Source organism: Lacinutrix neustonica (assembly GCF_026625145.1).
GTDB classification, from domain to species: Bacteria; Bacteroidota; Bacteroidia; order Flavobacteriales; family Flavobacteriaceae; genus Lacinutrix; species Lacinutrix neustonica.
This window is the reverse complement of the sequence record NZ_CP113088.1, coordinates 2,426,266-2,445,905: the sequence shown is the minus strand read 5'-3', so window position 1 is coordinate 2,445,905 and position 19,640 is coordinate 2,426,266. Positions and strand designations below refer to the sequence as shown.

General features: G+C 37.1%; 11 protein-coding genes and 5 pseudogenes. 6 read left to right on the top strand and 10 right to left on the bottom strand.

Annotated elements, in window-relative coordinates; all coding sequences use genetic code 11:
- Positions 1-32: 32 nt before the first annotated feature.
- The 4 genes from N7U66_RS13370 to N7U66_RS13355 form a co-directional block, all read right to left on the bottom strand.
- Positions 33-2,195 carry a M4 family metallopeptidase gene (locus tag N7U66_RS13370; RefSeq protein WP_267675756.1) on the bottom strand — a complete coding sequence of 721 codons (2,163 nt, stop codon included), beginning with the start codon at positions 2,193-2,195 and terminating at the stop codon, positions 33-35.
- Positions 2,135-2,509 carry a gluzincin family metallopeptidase gene (locus N7U66_RS13365; protein WP_267675755.1) on the bottom strand — a complete coding sequence of 125 codons (375 nt, stop codon included), beginning with the start codon at positions 2,507-2,509 and terminating at the stop codon, positions 2,135-2,137. Before N7U66_RS13365 ends, N7U66_RS13370 begins: the two co-directional genes overlap by 61 nt.
- On the bottom strand, positions 2,448-3,503 hold the full coding sequence (locus tag N7U66_RS13360) for a hypothetical protein (RefSeq protein WP_267675754.1): 1,056 nt from the start codon (positions 3,501-3,503) through the stop codon (positions 2,448-2,450). The genes N7U66_RS13365 and N7U66_RS13360 overlap by 62 nt, the downstream gene beginning before the upstream one ends.
- 245 nt (positions 3,504-3,748) lie before the next feature.
- Complete coding sequence (locus tag N7U66_RS13355) at positions 3,749-5,650, bottom strand: GEVED domain-containing protein (protein WP_267675753.1); 1,902 nt, start codon at positions 5,648-5,650, stop codon at positions 3,749-3,751.
- A 184-nt stretch (positions 5,651-5,834) separates the two neighbouring features.
- On the opposite strand from N7U66_RS13355, the pseudogene N7U66_RS13350 reads away from it, so the two are divergent.
- A pseudogene (locus N7U66_RS13350) lies at positions 5,835-7,253 on the top strand (ATP-binding cassette domain-containing protein).
- A complete protein-coding gene (locus N7U66_RS22610) occupies positions 7,162-7,524 on the top strand; it encodes an ABC transporter ATP-binding protein (RefSeq protein ID WP_390886677.1) in 363 nt (120 codons plus the stop codon). The pseudogene N7U66_RS13350 and the gene N7U66_RS22610 overlap by 92 nt, the downstream one beginning before the upstream one ends.
- Before the next feature lie 592 nt (positions 7,525-8,116).
- Here the strand turns inward: N7U66_RS22610 and N7U66_RS13345 are convergent.
- The 6 genes and pseudogenes from N7U66_RS13345 to trhO form a co-directional block, all read right to left on the bottom strand.
- Positions 8,117-8,770 (bottom strand): CoA transferase subunit B, encoded by a 654-nt coding sequence (locus tag N7U66_RS13345; RefSeq protein ID WP_267675752.1) that lies wholly within the window; start codon positions 8,768-8,770, stop codon positions 8,117-8,119.
- Between the two features lie 100 nt (positions 8,771-8,870).
- Positions 8,871-9,574 (bottom strand): annotated as a pseudogene (locus N7U66_RS13340) (CoA transferase subunit A).
- 91 nt (positions 9,575-9,665) lie between these two features.
- Positions 9,666-12,014 (bottom strand): annotated as a pseudogene (locus N7U66_RS13335) (penicillin-binding protein 1A).
- A gap of 65 nt (positions 12,015-12,079) precedes the next feature.
- Positions 12,080-12,562 (bottom strand): gliding motility lipoprotein GldH, encoded by a 483-nt coding sequence (locus tag N7U66_RS13330; RefSeq protein ID WP_267675751.1) that lies wholly within the window; start codon positions 12,560-12,562, stop codon positions 12,080-12,082.
- Positions 12,552-13,844 (bottom strand): annotated as a pseudogene (locus N7U66_RS13325) (PSP1 domain-containing protein). The gene N7U66_RS13330 and the pseudogene N7U66_RS13325 overlap by 11 nt, the downstream one beginning before the upstream one ends.
- Positions 13,845-14,023: 179 nt before the next feature.
- Positions 14,024-15,091 carry an oxygen-dependent tRNA uridine(34) hydroxylase TrhO gene (gene trhO / locus N7U66_RS13320; RefSeq protein ID WP_267675750.1) on the bottom strand — a complete coding sequence of 356 codons (1,068 nt, stop codon included), beginning with the start codon at positions 15,089-15,091 and terminating at the stop codon, positions 14,024-14,026.
- 587 nt (positions 15,092-15,678) lie between these two features.
- Between trhO and recA the strand changes: the two are divergent.
- The 4 genes and pseudogenes from recA (at position 15,679) to N7U66_RS13300 (ending at position 19,563) form a co-directional block, all read left to right on the top strand.
- Positions 15,679-16,631: pseudogene (gene recA / locus N7U66_RS13315) on the top strand (recombinase RecA).
- A 182-nt stretch (positions 16,632-16,813) separates the two neighbouring features.
- Positions 16,814-17,200 (top strand): hypothetical protein, encoded by a 387-nt coding sequence (locus tag N7U66_RS13310; protein ID WP_267675749.1) that lies wholly within the window; start codon positions 16,814-16,816, stop codon positions 17,198-17,200.
- Positions 17,201-17,221: 21 nt separating this feature from the next.
- On the top strand, positions 17,222-17,767 hold the full coding sequence (locus N7U66_RS13305; protein WP_267675748.1) for an RNA polymerase sigma factor: 546 nt from the start codon (positions 17,222-17,224) through the stop codon (positions 17,765-17,767).
- A 2-nt stretch (positions 17,768-17,769) separates the two neighbouring features.
- Positions 17,770-19,563, top strand: a complete 1,794-nt coding sequence (locus N7U66_RS13300) for an outer membrane beta-barrel protein (protein ID WP_267675747.1) — start codon at positions 17,770-17,772, stop codon at positions 19,561-19,563.
- Positions 19,564-19,640 lie beyond the last annotated feature (77 nt).

Below are 19,640 nucleotides of genomic sequence, written 5' to 3'. Positions count from 1 at the left end.
AACATAATTATTAGTTGGTTAGTGACTTATAATTATTGTTTCATGAATTTTTTAGAAATCACTTGGTCGTTTATGTCAAATTGAATTAAATACAATCCAGCTTTAAGCCCCGAAACATTCACACCATTTCCGGATGTTGTCCCTCTTGCCACTTGCTGACCTAACATATTAACCACGGTATAAGACAAACGTGCTACTGATGTTTTAACATACAGGGTGCTTCCAGCAACTGGATTTGGATATAATGAAATTTCTAAAGCATTTGGCGGATAGTTAACGGCCACTGCAACTACAGCGTTTAAAGTGGTGCCACAAGCACCTAAGTTCGTCCAACCTGATGCTGTTCTTTCAAATAAATTACCTTGGTACGTTACTCGATCTCCAGTACTATAAGATTGAGTGCTCACATATTCTGAAACGCCAGCACAAATGTCTGTGCTTGGCGCAGCATTTAAAAGTTTCACATTATCTATTGCAATATCTGCTTGCCATGTATCTCCTGTGATTCGTACGAATCTTAATTGCACGGAACCTCCAACATAAGCTGACAAATCTAAACTTACAGATTGCCATGCATTGCCTTGAGTCGCTCCGGATTGACTCCGGATTGCAGCCCATGAGCTACCGCTATTATTACTAGCCTCAACCGCTATGCTTCCTAAATTACTAGCGCCATACATATGGTAATCGAAAGTGAAAAAAGCATTAGAGACACTACTCAAATTAAAACAAGGAGAGTTTAGAATAGCACTCTTACTTGGATAATTTGGAGAAGACGCTTCTACAAACATGTACCAAGATCCTGCTGAACCTGATGCCGGTCCTGTATTTGACGAAGGCGTTCCACCACTGTCACGTGTCCAGTTTAAATCGTCTCCAGTAGCTTGAGTCCAAGCACCTAATCCGCTTTCGAAACTTTCTCCGTAAGGGAAAGACGTAATACCTCCTGTACAACCTCCGGATGGTGTATCTGACAATGTGGTTACACTCACCGCATTACTTGATGCTGATACATTTCCAGCGGCATCCTTTGCTTTAACAGTAAAAGAATACGTAGTATTTGCTGTTAAACCTGTTATGTTAGAGGATGTTGCCGTTACTGTTCCTAAGCTATTGCTACCTTGAAAAACTTCATAGCCCGTTACACCTACGTTATCTGTAGACGCGGTCCAAGATAAATTGGTTGTTGTTTGTGTAATTCCTGAAGCCGTTAAGCTCGTTGGAGCACTTGGCGCTTGTGTATCTGCAGTTGTTCCACCGATATTAATGGTGTAGTCTTCAACTTCACCGTATGTAAATGACTGACATGCTGTTGGCACCGCATTATATTGCATAGACACACGCATTCTAGTAGACGTTGCACTAGCCGATGATGGCACAGTAAACGTTATGCTAGAGGTCGCATTTTGATTTGGAGCTACAGTACCTAATAACTCTCCTGAATCACTAAAATCTTTATCTCCATTGTAATCAATCCAAACAGCAAAAGCTTCATTGTACTTAGTACCTGTCCAAGTTGGTGTAATCGTTACAGTGTGTGTAGATCCTTTTGCCAAAGTGGTAGCAACAGAAGTAAAATCGGAATAAAACTGTGCGCCTGACGCATTATTTATGGTGTTTAATTGTACACGAGAAATATATTCATCATTAACATTAGAACTTTGAGAAGCACAATAATTGCTTCCACCGCCTCCGCCTCCGTATGCTGAGCCAACACCTACTGCATGCCATGCATTAGTCACTGCTATTTCTTCAGCACCACCAGCCCCATATAAATCGATCGCCGATTGAATGGCTCCAGTTCTTGCATTTGCAAATGTTGAATTAGCCGATAAATATTGTGTTAAGGTTCTGTAAGCAATTTTAGCAGATTTGGTCATTCCAATACCGTAAACACTAAAGGCATTTCCTATATCGTTAGTACCCGTTCCACCAGCTACGTTTAAGTAAAACCAATAGTTTAATACACCCGAGTTGGTATGCACACCACAATAATCATTAGATTGTGTTGGTGTTCCACAATTTGGGTTTTTCCAATACGTTCCTCCATAAGTATCTGGTTGACTACGAGATGTTGGATTGCTCATAGAGCGTAAGGCAGAAGAACCCGTTCTTCTATCAATTTCGTCACCAATTAACCAGATCTCTGCTGATGGTGCTGCATCATTTCCATTTCCTTTAGCGAAATGCTCCACTGCTGCTCCCCAAATGTCAGAAAACCCTTCATTAAGTCCTCCGATTCTCTTTGGTAAGCTAAGTTTGCCGTACTACTTGTTACTGCATGTCCTATTTCGTGAGCCGCAACATCTATAGACGTTAAAGCATCAAAATAGCCATTGCCTTCTGCACCATTAGACGAACCATCACCATAGGTCATAACACTTCCATTCCAAAAGGCATTGTCATAACCTAAGCCACCGGCTACATCATCATAATGTACCCAGCTATTAATTGCTGCACCAGTAACCGTTGTACGAATTCCTAGAATGCACGGTAGATAAGTAATCATATGTTTTTTCTGCTCCCCAGTGGGCGTCTAAAGCAGCATTATCTTTATTTGTATTGTCAAATTCTGCAGCGGTCCAATCATTATTAGCATCTGTAAAATTGGTAGATGGGTAAGACGGTTGTCTTCCACTATTATAGGTATTCACTCCATTTCCTCGTGTATCGTCTCTCAAAGCATAGCTAGAACCCACCACGCGCGTTGTAATTTGTTTTGTACCACTGTATCTTGTCGCCGCATTACCTGTAGCTCTGTAAGCATTTGCCGCTTTATCACTGTGCTCCGTATCTACAGTTACCAAATTTTTAGATGAGTTGGCGTGTTCATCCAAGTGCTTAATAATGCTATTATAAAACAAAACTTTACCGGTAACAGCATCAACATAAATCTCTCCTCTACTTATTGGTTGAGTCGCATAAATGTCATATTTATAAGCGAGTTGTGCATTTTTAGACGTTTCTTTTCCTTGAGCATCCAAATTAGGGAGTAAAACTAATTGCCCTGCTGGTTTAGAATAATTCATTTGTTCCGCCATCTCAGCATTTTCCCATAAATAACTTTGGGCACCTATTTGATTTACTGCAGATTGAAAGCCTTGCAACTTATTAATTTTAGGATTTGTATTAACACCTTCTAAGTCATAATATTCTCCACTAATTGAAGCTACCTTTCCATTTTTTCCATGTAAGGTATACGTTCCAAATTCTACAGGAATACCATTATATACTTGTTGGTACTTTTGATGAACAAAACCTATATTATCCGATTCAGAATTAATTTGGGAAAAGCTATCCCCACCTCTTGTCTTTAACTGTTCTGCTAAAACCGCATTCACATCTTGCATAGAATAAGAGGCCTCTTTACTAAAGACTACTAATGAGGGTTGACCATTATCGCCATAAATTTTTTGCTGTACTTTATCTTGTGCAAAACTGGAAGCACAAATGCATGCTGCAAAAAGTGACAAGGACAATGCCTTGAGGGAGTTTTTTTTCATAATAATAATGATTTTAAGATGGATTAATTAAAATTTCCGGATGGTTCATAGAATATCCGCAATGAATGTATTAAAATTTTGTTAAATACCGAGTTTCACTCTGCTGTTTTCGACGTATAACACTAAGTAGAAAACTATTCTACTAGATGTATGGTTTTAACCGTAATACAACGGTAAAGTTCAATAAAAAAAGCCTCAACTTTCGCTGAGGCTTTTAAATAACAGTTCGTTGTTAAAATAGTGGACTATTGCTTTATAAACTTTCTAGTCTCTACTTTATCATTCACATTAAATTGAATCATGTAAAGTCCCGTTTCAAGATTGCTAACATCAACACCATTGGTAGATGTTCCTCTTGCTACTTGTTGCCCTAACATGTTTACTACTGTAAATGGTAAGTTTTCAACATTCGATTTTATGTATAAAGTATTGCCTTTTACTGGGTTTGGATATACTGAGATGTCTACACCTAAGTATTGTACAAAACCTTCCTCTGTAATTCTAGCAGTCCCACAAGGACCTAGATTCGCCCAACCTGTAGACGTTCTTTGATACAAGGTTCCATAATACGTCACTTTCGCTCCTACTGGGTAAGATTGACCACTAACATATTCTGAGACTCCCGCACATTTATCTACTGGCGCCGTTCCTGTTTTAATATTTACCGTATAATCTTCTACTTCTCCGTAAGAAAAAGTCTCACAAGATGTTGGGATGCCATTGTATTTCATAGAAACTCGTAATCTTTTGTTTCCATTAGCTGTCCCTGAAGGCACAGTAAAGCTTCCGCTTACCGGTGACGTTTGCGATGCCGACTTAGAGAAAATTTGTTCTCCAGCATCTGTAAAATCACCATCATTGTTATAATCAATCCAAGCCGCATAGCCTTCATTATATTTAGTACCAGTCCACGTTGGTGTCACTGTGATTGTATATGCAGAACCTTTGTTTAAATCTGTTGATGTACTTACGAAGTTTGAATATTTCTGTGCTCCGGAAGATTTATTAATACTTCCTAATTGTACTCTAGAAATGTATTCATCTGCAACACTGTTTCCTTGAGAAGCGCAATATTGATTCCCTGTTTGACAAGGCGTACATGAACCACCACAATCTACACCTGTTTCGTTTCCATTTTGAATACCATCGGTACATGTTGGAGTTGTTGTTGTTCCACCACATTTTTCAGATAATGCTAAAGCTCTTCTTGAACCACCTGCATTTAAAACGGCGCGCATTCTGTTTTTTTGTCCTGTAGTAAATAAGTTCATACAAGAGTCATTTGTATAATCCATATAGTTTTCAACCATATCGGTTGATCCACAAGACACTTTTCCCGTAGGACAACCGCCATTAGACGTTTGATGCGTAGGTGTATCACTCACTAAATCGTTTCCACAATTTGAATCTCCCCAAATATGACGTAGGTTAAAAAAGTGTCCTACTTCGTGTGTTGCTGTTCTTCCCTCATCAAAAGGTGCCGACAAATAAAATCCTGAACCTAAATTTTTAGATCCAAAATATTGCGGCCCCATAACAACACCATCTGTAGAGGCACTCCCTCCAGGAAACTGTGCATATCCAAGAATTCCGCCTCCAATATTACATACCCACATGTTAAGGTATTGTGAAGCATCCCATGGATTTACACCTCCTTGAGAAGCTTTTTTCATATCATCATTGGTTCCCCAAGATGTTCTAGTAGATGACTTTCTTGTAATACCGTTAGTGGCACTTCCATTAGGATCTACAGTCGCCATACAGAATTCAATTTGAGTGTCTGCTGCTTGTGACCACGTATTATTTGCATCGGCATTTAGTCTTCTAAAATCGTCGTTTAAGACTTGTATTTGAGATAAAATTTGAGCCTCACTAATGTTTTCATTTGAATTGCTATAAATCACATGTACTACCACTGGAATGGTAATAATGCTGCCTACTATTTTACCCTGAGCTTCTTGGGATTCTAATTCTTTTACTTTTTGCTCTGTAAAAGCTTCAATTTGAGCCATTCTAGATTCCAGTTGTGGATCTAATTGTTTTCTGTACTCAAAATTTTCAATGACACCACATTCTCTTTGCTGTTGGGCAAAGGCGAACACCGTGAAAAGTAAACTCAATAATGATAAAGTAATTGTTTTTTTCATGAGGATTGTTTAAAGAATTAATTAATTTTTTATTATATCGGCAGCGAAAGTATAGAAATTAAAAATATTAAATTATCAACACCGCAATGTTTTCGATGAAATACTGTTAAAATTTTAACGTTCGGTTTCAATTACGGCTAAAACCGTAATTAAATTGTCTATTATTCCTACATTTACATAATATATGAAACCAGTACTCTCAATAAACAACCTATCTATTTCTTTTTTGTCTAACGCACAAGAAATAGAAATCATTCATTCTATTTCCTACCATTTAAACACTAATGAAATATTAGGTATTGTTGGTGAATCTGGTTCGGGAAAATCGGTCTCCTCATTAGCTATTTTAGGGTTGCTTCCGAAGAACATTTCGAGAATCTCTTCCCGAGAAATTTATTTTGAAGGTGACGATCTCACCAAAATGAATACTGAAACCTTCCGAGACGATAAGAGGGCAAAAGATAGCTATGATTTTTCAAGAACCCATGAGTTCTTTAAACCCTTCTATGCGATGCGGAAAACAGGTGGAAGAAATCTTGAAGCAACACACCAGCCTCTCAAAAAAAGAGATAAAAAAGGAAACCTTGTCTCTTTTCACCAAGGTCAAGCTTCCAGATCCTGATCGCGTATACAAATCCTATCCACACGAAATATCCGGAGGCCAAAAACAACGGGTAATGATTGCGATGGCCATTGCTTGCAAGCCTAAAATTTTAATCGCCGATGAGCCTACCACTGCTTTAGATGTTACGGTACAAAAGGATATTATCGAACTGCTTAAAACACTACAAGCGGAAACCCAAATGAGTATTCTTTTTATAACACACGACCTGTCTTTAATTTCCCAAATTGCAGATCGCGTTTTGGTAATGTATAAAGGACAAATAGTAGAGCAAAATACGGTTAATGCCATTTTTAAATCCCCTCAACACAACTACACAAAAGCGCTCATACATTCGAAACCCTCATTAACGACAAGACAAAAAACCCTACCAACTATTCATGATGTTATGCATGACACGGTTTCTAAAACGATTATAACTAGTGAAATGCGGGCAATGAGTCATAAAAAGATATACAGTAAAACGCCTTTGCTAGAAGTAATTAATTTGGAGAAAGAATACGTTTCTAACCCTGGTTGGTTTACAAAACAAACAAGCTTTAAGGCTGTGAATGATGTAAGTTTTAAAGTATACGAAGGCGAAACCCTTGGGTTAGTTGGAGAATCGGGTTGCGGGAAATCGACTTTAGGCAATGCCATTTTACTTTTAGATAGACCTACTTCGGAGCTATACTATATAAAGGAAGAGATATTACTACCTTGTCGTCTTCTGAAACAAAAACGCTTAGAAAGGACATTCAAATTATATTTCAAGATCCCTATTCTTCTTTAAATCCGCGTTTAACTGTGGGTAACGCGATTATGGAACCAATGAAAGTACATAAACTTTATGCCACAGATGAAGCGCGCAAAGAAAAGGCGATGTCTATTTTAAGTCGCGTAGGGTTAAATGAAGACTATTTTAACCGTTATCCTCACGAATTTTCTCGGCGGCCAACGCCAACGTATAGGCATTGCACGAACAGTAGCTTTACAACCTAAATTGATTATTTGTGATGAATCTGTTTCTGCCTTGGATATTTCAGTACAAGCTCAAGTACTGAATTTGCTGAATGAATTGAAAGAAAATTTTGGATTTACCTATATCTTTATCTCTCATGACTTGTCTGTCGTGAAATATATGAGTGACCAATTACTGGTAATGAACAAAGGTAAAATTGAAGAAATTGGGGATGCTGATGAAATATACAACGCACCTAAAAAGGAATATACTCAAAGATTAATTGCTTCTATTCCGACCCCCCTAAAGTAGCTTCTTTCTAATTGTTCATGACCTTGTAAGCAATAACATAAAGAATCTCACTATCAATTAAGTATTTCAAAATATAAATCGGTAATTAAAAGGTAATGTAGGATTTTATAATTATGTAGCGCTGCTTATAGTCAACAATTACAACATGAATACTTTCTTAGTTAAATATAATACGCTTTTAGTAAAACGCAACGTATTTTTAATCCCATTAAAAGTTCTGTTAATAATTGTAGAGTGTTCAGGTAGATTTGCTGCTGTATTCATACTAGGTCGTTTTAGGTAAATTTGGATTATTTTTAAATTAGTAAACTTGGGTTAAAACAATAACATAAAGGTTAAATTATGGTACATTTGAGTTTTATAATGTTAGATAGTTTGGGAAGACCAATATATCATACATTTCCAAATTATCGGCTAAACAGCATTAATATTCGATGAAATACATAAAATTTTAACGTTTAAGGCGCAATTTATTGATTTTAGTTTTAAATTTATTTAAAATTAACACCCTTCCATGTCATGCAGACTTTCTTTTTATAATTTAAATGCGATTACTTTCTAGGTTATAATCGCCATGTGACCGCTATCAAAGTTACAAGCGCATTTCTCGAATGTCTCCTTCAATAATCAGAGCACCTTCAGTAGCTTCTTGTATTTCTTCGACTGAAACGCCTGGCGCGCGTTCTAATAGTTTGAACCCTCTATTGGTCACTTCTAATACTGCGAGGTTTGTCACTACTTTTTTCACACACCCAACACCTGTTAACGGTAAAGAGCATTTCTTAAGAAGCTTGGATTCGCCAGCTCTATTGGTATGCATCATCGCGACAATAATGTTTTCTGCACTGGCCACTAAATCCATAGCACCACCCATACCTTTCACCATTTTTCCTGGTATTTTCCAGTTGGCAATATCCCCATTTTCCGCAACCTCCATAGCACCCAAAATAGTCAAGTCTACATGTTGCCCTCTAATCATGGCAAAACTCATCGCGCTATCAAAAAAACTGGCTCCAGGCAATGTGGTTATGGTCTGCTTTCCTGCGTTAATAATATCGGCATCTTCTTCGCCTTCAAAGGGAAATGGCCCCATACCTAGCACGCCATTTTCACTTTGAAATTCAACCTCAATATCATCAAGTACATAGTTGGCTACTAATGTTGGTATCCCTATGCCTAAGTTTACATAATATCCATCTTTTACTTCTTTTGCTATGCGTTTGGCTATACCTGTTTTATCTAACATAATGCGTCGTTTTTGTCGTTCCCACAGAAGTGAGATTTTTTTTAATTGATCTTAAATATGACCCGTGCCTTCCCTACTTCGAAGGAATAACAAGTCCTTTTTACTCTTTGTTTCTAACCGTACGTTGTTCTATACGTTTTTCGTAGGTTTCCCCCTGAAAAATACGCTGAACAAAGATTCCCGGTATATGAATCTGGTTTGGATCTAAGTCACCAACAGGCACTAATTCTTCAACCTCAGCCACTGTGATTTTTGCAGCACCAGCCATACACGGATTAAAATTTCTTGCGGTGCCTTTAAAGATTAAATTTCCGGCAGCATCCCCTTTCCAGGCCTTTACAAAAGCGAAATCAGCTTTAAACGCATGCTCTAAAACATACATTTTACCATCAAATTTTCGTGTTTCTTTACCTTCAGCTACTTCTGTACCATAACCTGCAGGGGTGTAAATGGCTGGAAAACCACCTTGTGCAGCACGACAACGTTCCGCTAAAGTACCTTGGGGTATGAGCTCAACTTCTAATTCTCCGGATAACATCTCGGCGTTCAAATTCATCATTCTCACCCACATAAGAAGATACCATTTTCTTTATTTGATGTTGGTGCAATAATAACCCCAAACCAAAATCGTCTACACCAGCATTATTGGAGATACAGGTAAGGCCTTTAATACCACTTTTTACCAAAGCAGCGATGGCATTTTCTCGGAATACCAGAAAGTCCAAATCCACCCAACATGAAGGTCATATTATCTGTGACACCCTCTAGCGCTTCGATGACACCATTTACTTTTTTATTAATCATAGGACTGTGTTTCTTTACTGGTTTAAAATTAAGAAATAAAAAAGCCATTCGGTAAAGAATGGCTTCAAATATTTATTGTTTTTTCTAAAGGTTATAGTTCTAAGCCATCAGGCACTTCTTCTTTTGGTGTATCTCCGTCAGAATTGTCATCGTCATAATTAGCACAATCAACAGCTATGGACAAGTTAGAAGGCCGTTCAAAATCGGCTTTCGAGACGTTAAGCGTTTCATCTTCATAACAACTTTTCATGTACATGCCCCACATAGGCAACGCCATTGCCGCTCCTTGGCCATACGTAATCGTAGCAAAATGCGCTGCTCTATCTTCTGCTCCAACCCAAATACCAGTTACCAAATTAGGCACCATGCCCATAAACCAGCCGTCACTTTGATTTTGTGTGGTCCCCGTTTTTCCTGCGATAGGGTTGGTTAATTCATAAGGGTAACCCGTGATGACTTCTTTATATGCTTTATCCCATTGGTCTCTACCTGTCGTCCTTAAGCGACTACCGGAACCTAGACTCTACAACACCTTGCATTAATTTCACGGTCACATAAGCCGATTCTGCACTCAATACATCTTTACTTTCCGGTGCAAATTGGTATAAGACTGTTCCGTTTTTATCTTCTATACGCTCAATCATAACTGGTTTAGTATAAACCCCTTTATTTGCAAAAGCAGCATATGCAGCAACCATTTCGAAAACACTAATGTCCGGAGTTCCCGCAGCAATTGAAGGCACTTCGGAATGTAAGAGGTAACGCCTAAACGCCTCACTAAATCAGCTACAGGCTGTGGTCCCACTTTATCCATTAAACGGGCGGTTACGGTATTTACAGAGCCTGCCAAGGCTTGTTTTAAGGTGATTTCTCCCCCATAATTGTTATCTGAATTGCCAGGTGACCAAGGTTACGGATTCCCATATTTGTTTGCCTCTATAGTAATTTGAGACCGTGGTAGTTTATCGCAAGGCGACATATGTAACTGGTCTATGGCCGTGGCGTATACAAAAGGCTTAAAGGTTGATCCTACTTGACGTTTTCCTTGGTTGACATGATCGTATTGAAAGTGTCGATAATTCATGCCGCCTACCCATGCCTTTACATGGCCTGTCTGAGGATCCATGCTCATCATTCCAGGGTGTAAGAATGATTTGTAATAACGCATAGAGTCTATGGGTTTCATGATGGTATCTACCTCACTTGCCTTTCCTTCAACCCACTTAAACACGGTCATTTTTGTTGGTTTGTTAAAAGAAGCTATAATTTCTTTGTCAGACTTGCCCTCTTCTTTAAGTACTCTCCAACGTTCTCCTCTTCGCATCGAGCGATTCATTAAATCCTCAATCTCAGAATTATCTAACTCTAAAAATGGCGCGGTTTTGTTTCGCTCTGGTGTATTTTGATGAAAAAACTCTGCTTGCAGTCTTGGCATATGTCTATTCACAGACGCTTCTGCATATTTTTGCATGCGTGAATCTATGGTAACAAATATTTTTAAACCTTCACTATTGATGTTGTATTTGGAACCATCTCGTTTTCTATTGGCTTTATCATTGATCCAATCTTTCATCCATGCTCTTAAATATTCTCTAAAATAAGTAGCAGTGCCATCTCGGTGAGACTGAGGTGAATATTTTAAATCTAATTCTGTTTTTTGTAGGGAGTCCTTAACTTCTTTCGTAATGTAATCGTATTTATACATTTGAGACAGCACCACATCTCTTCTGTTCTTGACGCCCACTGGATTTCTTCTAGGATTATATAAAGAAGAGTTTTTAAACATGCCCACCAGCATTGCCGATTCTTTTATATTTAACTCACTTGGCTCTTTGTCGAAATAAATATTAGCCGCAGACCGAATGCCATCGCCATTATTACCAAAATCGTAAATATTAAAATATTGTGCAATAATTTCTTCCTTAGTATACTGGCGTTCCAGTTTCGTGGCAATGACCCATTCTTTTACTTTTTGAAGAACACCTTCAAACTTTCCTTTGGCTCGCACACCAACAAAAAGCTGTCTCGCTAGCTGTTGAGAAATGGTACTGGCGCCACCTTTAGACCCCAAGAAAAAAAAGGCTCTTAGTGTACTTCTAGCATCAATGCCTGAATGCTCATGGAACCGAGCATCTTCGGTTGCTATAAGTGCGTCTACCAAATTCTTTGGTAACTCATCATAATCTACAGGCGTTCTATTATCATCAAAATAGAATTTCCCCAATGTTTTTCCATCACTTGAAATAATCTCTGTTGCCAAATTGGTTTCAGGATTTTCCAATTGGGTATAATCAGGAAGTTCTCCTAACCCCCCCAAAGAGGCAATAAAAAATAACAATAGTACTGACACTATTCCTCCTAAAAATAACATCCAAAACCAGCGTACATATTTGTCGAAGTCTTGTGTTTCGTTTGTTTGATTTGTTTTAGCTTTTGCCATGCATTCCTCTTTTCTTGTCGATAGCATTCTGCGATAGCAAAAGCATTCGATATGACTCTAATTTCTTATTTTGTTTTTTCTATTCGAAAACCAATATCTGTAATCCCTTCTAAACGCTCAACACCATTTACTTCTCCATTCTCTCTCATACCATGTTGAATGCTCACAACATACTCGCCATCTTCATTAAAAACGACCCCTTCTTTATACCACAGTTTGTTTTCTTTTACGTTCCCTAAACCAGTGCCTAAAAACGTGCCATCAGGTTGTGTCATTTTATACTCTAAGGTATCTCTTAACGTTTTTCCATGTGGAAAATTCATTTCAACAATTAAAAATAAATTGCTGTATTTATAATCACTCGTATTTCTTAAGTTAACAAACAAATTATAGGCTTTTGTTGAATCTGGTGCCTCAATATTGAAACGAACAACATCATTTTTATTCCAAACATTCGGCACGGTTTGGTATTCATCAAAAACTCTTTTAGCGTCACATGACGTTAAACTTAGAATAATAATACCTAAAAAAATAAAACTACTTCTCATTTTTAGGTTCCGATTTTGGCTTATTAGATTTATTACGATTGTTTTTATTTCGTTTGTTTCTGTTTGCAGGTTTCGTTTGATTGCCTGGTTTTGCTTGACTTGCTGGTTTGTTTGGTTCACCAGCTTTGTTTTGACTTACAGGCTTATTCGGTTTACGTTTCTTATTGTTTCTACGTTTTTTATTTCCTTTTGGACCATCAAACCGCGTTAAACTATCTTGACCCACAACGTTTTCAAATTCAACTTTAGTATCTTCAATTAGATCTGAAGCATACTCTTCTAGGCTGGCAATCTTTTCTTTCTTTTTATTTAACTCAATGATTTCTCCTGGCTTGATCTGTTGTAATTTTATGCCAATTCATCCATTCGCCCTCATAGGCATACCACATATGACCTTTGAAAATATCTGTTTTTTGGCAAACAGCGGTTCCCTTTTCTGTATATAATTTGGTTTCGGTTTTTGGAAATGCTTTTAAAGCATCCAAATAAGAATCTAATTCATAATTTAAACAACATTTCAACTTCCCACATTGTCCGGCTAACTTTTGTGGATTCAAAGACAATTGCTGGTAACGTGCTGCACTGGTACTTACCGAACGAAAGTCGGTTAGCCAGGTAGAGCAACACAGCTCTCTACCACAAGAGCCAATGCCTCCTAATCTGGAAGCTTCTTGCCTAAACCCTACTTGCTTCATTTCAATGCGTGTTCTAAATTCCTTAGCGAACAGTTTAATTAATTCTCTAAAATCTACCCGTTCTTCGGCGGTATAATAAAAGGTCGCTTTACTCGCATCCCCTTGAAATTCAATATCAGAAATCTTCATATGAAGCTTTAAGTCAATTGCAAATTGACGTGCTTTCACCTTCATTGGTTCCTCTTTATCACGCGCATCGCTCCAAATATCGATGTCTCTTTGAGAGGCTTTCGGTATATTTTTAAAACATCCTCGGGTTTTTCGTTAATTTTTTTGCGCTTCATTTGCACACGCACCAGTTCGCCCGTGAGTGTAACCATGCCAATATCATGACCAGATTGTGCTTGGGTTGCAACCACGTCTCCAATACTTAACGATAAATTCTCAGTGTTTTGATAGTAGTGTTTTCTTCCATTTTTGAAGCGAACCTCTACGAAATCGAAAGGTTTTTCTCCATTGGGAACAGACATGTTGGCTAACCAATCGAAAACGGTTAGTTTATTACAGCTATCGGTACCACAGGTACCATTACTTTTGCAGCCTTTAGGTTGGCCATCTTTACCTGTTGAGCAACTTGCACAAGCCATAGGTGGTATATATTGATTCTAAATGCATTACGCACAAGAAGATGATTAATAAAAAACTTAGTTTAGAGCGCGTTATAGACCCGAGCTCTGATGTCGTAAATATACTATTATTCTATAGACTTAAAAAACTCTAAATAGTATTCGTCCCTTTATAAATAGTATTCGTTTACTAACGGAGATTATTTGTTTTTTAAAGTCTCGAATATGTTTCTTAAATCCTTTTTATAAGGCAAATGCTCTGCTCTTCCTTTTTTAAAAATATCATTGCTATTTCCTTGTCCTTTTCGTAAGGCTTTTTGTGTTTCGTAAGGCAACCCGACAACCTCCTTACAACTTGTTGAACAGCAATTATCAAGTTCGTCTTTGCAAGTCTCACATTGAATAAACAACAAGTGACAGGCCTCATTTGCACAATTTACATGGGTATCGCATGGTGTTCCGCATTGGTGGCAACTGGCAATAACGTCTTCACTAATTTTTTCGGCACGGCGATCATCAAAAACAAAGTTTTTACCTATAAATTTATTCTCTAGGCTATTTTCATTCACTTGCCTTGTATATTCTATAATGCCGCCTTCTAATTGATAGACCTTTTTAAATCCTTTATGCTTAAAATAGGCACTAGCTTTTTCACATCTAATCCCTCCCGTACAATACATCACTAGGTTTTTATCCTCCTTATGTGCTTTTAGGTCGTCTTCAATAATATCCAAGGATTCCCGAAACGTATCGACATCCGGTGTAATTGCATTTTTAAAATGACCAATTTCACTTTCATAATGATTTCGCATATCTACAAGAATGGTGTTCTCGTCTTCAATAAGCGCGTTGAATGTTTCGGCAGCCACATGAATTCCTTTATTAGTGACATCAAAAGTATCGTCTGCTAAACCATCGGCAACAATTTTATCCCTCACTTTGATTTTTAATTTCAAAAAAGACATGTTATCTTGTTCGATAGCGATATTTAAACGAATATCTTTTAAAAAATCAATGCTGTCTAAATGCGTTTTAAACGCATTAAATCGATCGGCGGGTAAAGACAATTGTGCATTAATCCCTTCAGAAGCCACGTAAATACGCCCTAAAACGTCTAGTGCATTCCATGTAATAAATAAATGATCTCTTAAAATTTGCGGATTGCCAATGTTCGCGTATTGATAAAACGAAAGCGTTAAACGCTCTTTTCCAGTGCTTTCTATAAGTTCTGCTCGTTCTTTGGCGCTTAGTTTATTGTACAGTTGCATGCTATACTAATGTATTAAGGTTAAAGAATTTTCATTTTATCTTATGTTTAGAAGAGGTAAAATGAATTTTAAAATGCAAAAGTACTGTTTTTGTTCGATTTACCAAGACATTACCGTTCTCCAACCATTGCGAGTACTGATATTTGGCTGCAATATAGTGGCTTGTAAGTGGCTTGTAATTGATAACACGTCTAATAAAAAACGCTATTTCAACGCTCAGATTTATATATAAAAAAAAGTCCGTTGTTTGCGCAACGGACTTTTAATAGACTAACTCGTTAATAATTTTTTATTTCTAAAAAAATATACGAGCTAACCTCCATCGGCTTTACAGCTACTGTTTATAAAAACAGTGACTGAAACACCAAATGCCTTCGAGGTGATTGTTTTTTTTATATATTTCATCGCTAAATATTTAAAAATTAATGATGAATCGTTTAAAAACAGGGTTAATTTTTCTTTTTCACAACAAATAATTTCCCGCTTTTATTAGTAGATGCAGAAAGTATAAAAAGGTTGCGTGTGAAAGTAAAAAAAAGTTAAAAAAAGTAGTATTTTAGCAGGCACAATAGATAAAATTAAGAAAAATGGCAAATGAAAAAGAAGCAAAATTAAAGGCACTAAAATTAACCTTAGATAAATTAGACAAAGCCTATGGCAAAGGCACTGTGATGAAAATGAGTGATGCAGCCATTGTAGATGTAGAAGCTATTCCTTCTGGTTCACTTGGGTTAGATATTGCTTTAGGTGTTGGCGGTTACCCAAGAGGTCGGGTGATAGAAATATACGGTCCGGAATCTTCTCGGTAAAACAACATTAACATTACACGCCATTGCCGAAGCACAAAAAGCAGGAGGCATTGCTGCGTTTATTGATGCAGAGCATGCTTTTGATCGTTTCTATGCTGAAAAATTAGGCGTTGATATTGATAATTTAATCATCTCTCAACCGAGACAACGGTGAACAAGCTCCGGAAATTACAGACAACCTTATTCGTTACGGTGCTATTGACATTGTGGTTATTGATTCTGTGGCTGCTTTAACACCTAAAAGTGAGATTGAAGGCGAGATGGGTGACAGTAAAATGGGTTTACATGCCCGTTTAATGTCTCAAGCATTAAGAAAATTAACAGCCTCTATAAGTAAAACCAATTGTACCGTAATTTTCATCAACCAATTACGTGAGAAAATTGGCGTTATGTTTGGAAACCCTGAAACGACAACTGGTGGTAACGCATTAAAGTTTTATGCTTCTGTACGTTTAGACATTCGACGTTCGACACAAATAAAGAGCACCGATGGCGAAGTTTTAGGTAATAAAACAAGAGTGAAGGTGGTTAAAAACAAGGTAGCACCTCCCTTTAAACTCGCAGAGTTTGACATCATGTATGGAGAGGGCATTAGTAAAGTTGGTGAGATACTTGATGTTGCCGTAGAAAAAGAAATTGTAAAAAAGAGCGGCTCTTGGTTTAGCTATGAAGATACTAAGCTCGGACAAGGGCGAGACGCTGTCAAGTCGGTTATAAAAGATAACCCGTAACTTTTTGATGAGCTAGAAGCAAAAATTAAAAAAGCGATTAAAGAAAATATGTAAAATAAAAAATCCCGAAAGTATCGGGATTTTTTTATTTTTAGACGCAACCCTTTTACGTTTTTAGCATCTACTTTATAAATATCTATTTATAATATTGAATTAAAATGAAAAAGCTCCTTATTTTATTAATGCTCTCATCTGCGTTTTCGTGCAGCGTAGACGGGGTTGATTCTAGCAACTATCAAGAAATATTGCCCATTGAAAGCGCTATGGTACCCAGTGAATTTCTATTAAATGAAACTTACGAAATAACGGTCACTTATTTAAGGCCTACTAGTTGTCATGCCTTTAACAATATTTATTACCAAAAGCACAACAATGAAAGAACTGTTGCTGTTATTACCACCTTTTTTGGCGATAATGGTAATTGCACAACTATAGATAGTCCATTGGAAGCCACTTTTAATTTTAAAGCGACACAAGTAGGTACGTATGTTTTTAAATTTTGGCAAGGCGAGGATGACAATGGCGAAGATAGTTATCTCATTGTGGAAGTTCCAGTAACAGAAGAATAATAACTAATACGTGGATTGAATTTGAGTTTAGATCAGCTCATACATAATTGTAAGATTAATGATACTAAGGCACAAAGCGAACTCTACAAACTCTTTTCGAGTAAGTTGTTTACTGTTTGCCTTAAGTATTCACGAAATTATGCCGAAGCTGAAGACAACTTGCAAGATGCTTTTATCACTATTTTTAAAAAAATAGAACAATATAAAAACAAGGGGTCGTTTGAAGGCTGGCTAAAACGAGTGACCATTAATACGGCTTTGCAACGCTATAGACATCAAGGTGTTTTTGATATTATTAATGAGGATCACATTGAAGATAATAGCGTAACCATTGAAGATGATAACGATATTTCAATTGAATATCTATTAAAAATCATTCAGGAATTGCCGGACAGATACCGGTTGGTATTTAACCTTTATGTTTTAGATGGTTATTCCCATAATGATATTGCCGATCTATTAAAAATAAATGCAGGCACCTCAAAATCTAACTTAGCTAGAGCACGGCAGATTTTAAAAACTAAAGTAACGGACTATAAAATGGGTCACCAATCCCAATCTTTATAAGTATGAGTGAAAAAAAACACATCGACAGACTTTTTCAAGAAAAGTTTAAAGATTTTGAAGCAAAGCCAAAGGATACGGTTTGGAATGCTATTCAAAATCAACTAGAGCCAGCAGCAGTTCAGCCTAAAGTGATGCCTTTATGGTTACGCCTAGCAGGAGTCGCTGCATTGGTCGTACTTTTATTTACCATAGGAAACACTTTCCTAGAAAGCAATACTTCTGAAGGCAACACAGAAACAATTGTAGACACTAAAGTAGACACTAATGGTAATCCTGAAAACACCAACAGCGCTTCAAAGACGAATAACACGGCTTCAACAGAAAACGAAACCGTTTCAGAAAAAAAGCCTGAGAATAATGCGTTAAATAGAAACACGACTACGAATGTTCCTACTACTCAAGGTTCAAATCCCATTGTAAACACAAACACAACAACTTCAGGTAATACTAATAAAACCAGCACCAATTCTATTATTACAAAAAAGGAAACACAAGCTAATGCTTTATCGGCTTCTGAACCCCTTCAGAAGAACGCGAAAACACTCTCTAATGACACAACTTCAGAATCAAAAGAGGTAAGCACAGCAGTTACCAATGTTATAGACAAAAAAACGGGCTCCCAAAATGCTGATAGAAATACTGCAGCTAAGACTACAAATAAAGCGAACAGGTCTTCACAAGATACAAAGGCATCACCTTCATATAATGCAATTGCAAATAATAAAACTTCTCAAAATGCTTCCGAAAAGTACGCCAAAAGCACTTCTAATTTACCACTATACACTCAAAACAAAACTGCCAATAATGAGCGTTTAAATAGTAATGGTATTGCCGATAATACTGAGAAACTAGAAGAAAATCAAACAAATCAAAACATAATAAATAATAAAACAAAAGCTAAGACTTCAAAAGAAGCTTTAGCACAAACCAATAGTGAAGAAGAAAAAACGAATTTAAACCCGGTAGATGAGGATGCGCAAACTCCAAATCTGCTAGAAGAGGCAGCCCTTGCCAATAACATCGAAGATGCTATTGAAAAAGAAGAAGAAAAAGAAGAGGAAACTGTAATGAACAGGTGGACAGTAAACGCAAATGTGGCACCTGTTTATTACAATACACTTGGCAAGGGCTCTCCTATTCATGACCAATTTATTGACAACCCAAAAAACGGTGAAATTAATACCAGTTATGGTATTCATTTAGGCTATGCATTAAACAACCGATTAAAAGTGCGCTCCGGAATTAGCAAACTGAACTTAAGTTACGATACAGCTAATGTTATTATTTACGAAAATGTTTCGAACACCCCTAATAGTGCTCCTTTGAGAAATATTAATTTTGTCCCTACAAATCAAGGTCAAAGCATTGGTGTTTTGAGCGCGAACAACTTGTCTATCCAACAAATAGACGGTGTCACTAATGACGCCTTGAATGCCGCCCTAAGTCAGCGGTTAAGCTACCTCGAAGTTCCGGTGGAACTCGAATATGCTATCATTAACAAGCGCGTAGGCTTTAATGTCATTGGAGGTGTTAGTACCTTTATTTTAGAGGGCAATGAAGTCGTAACAGAAGTAGAAAACAGAAAAACAACAATTGGCGAAGCCAATAATATAAATAATGTGAGTTTTACCACCAATATTGGTCTTGGATTAGACTATAAGTTTAGTGATACGTTTAAGTTTAATTTCGAACCCACCTTTAAGTATCAAGTGAATGCTTACAACGAAACTTCGGTAATTTTAAGCCTTACATCATTGGCGTTTATACTGGTTTTAGTTATAAATTTTAAGTTTTAGATTTTTTTAGTTGATTAGACTTTTACTTAGTGGCTCTTAAAAGAGCAACCAATGATGACTAAAAGCTGCTCTGTGCC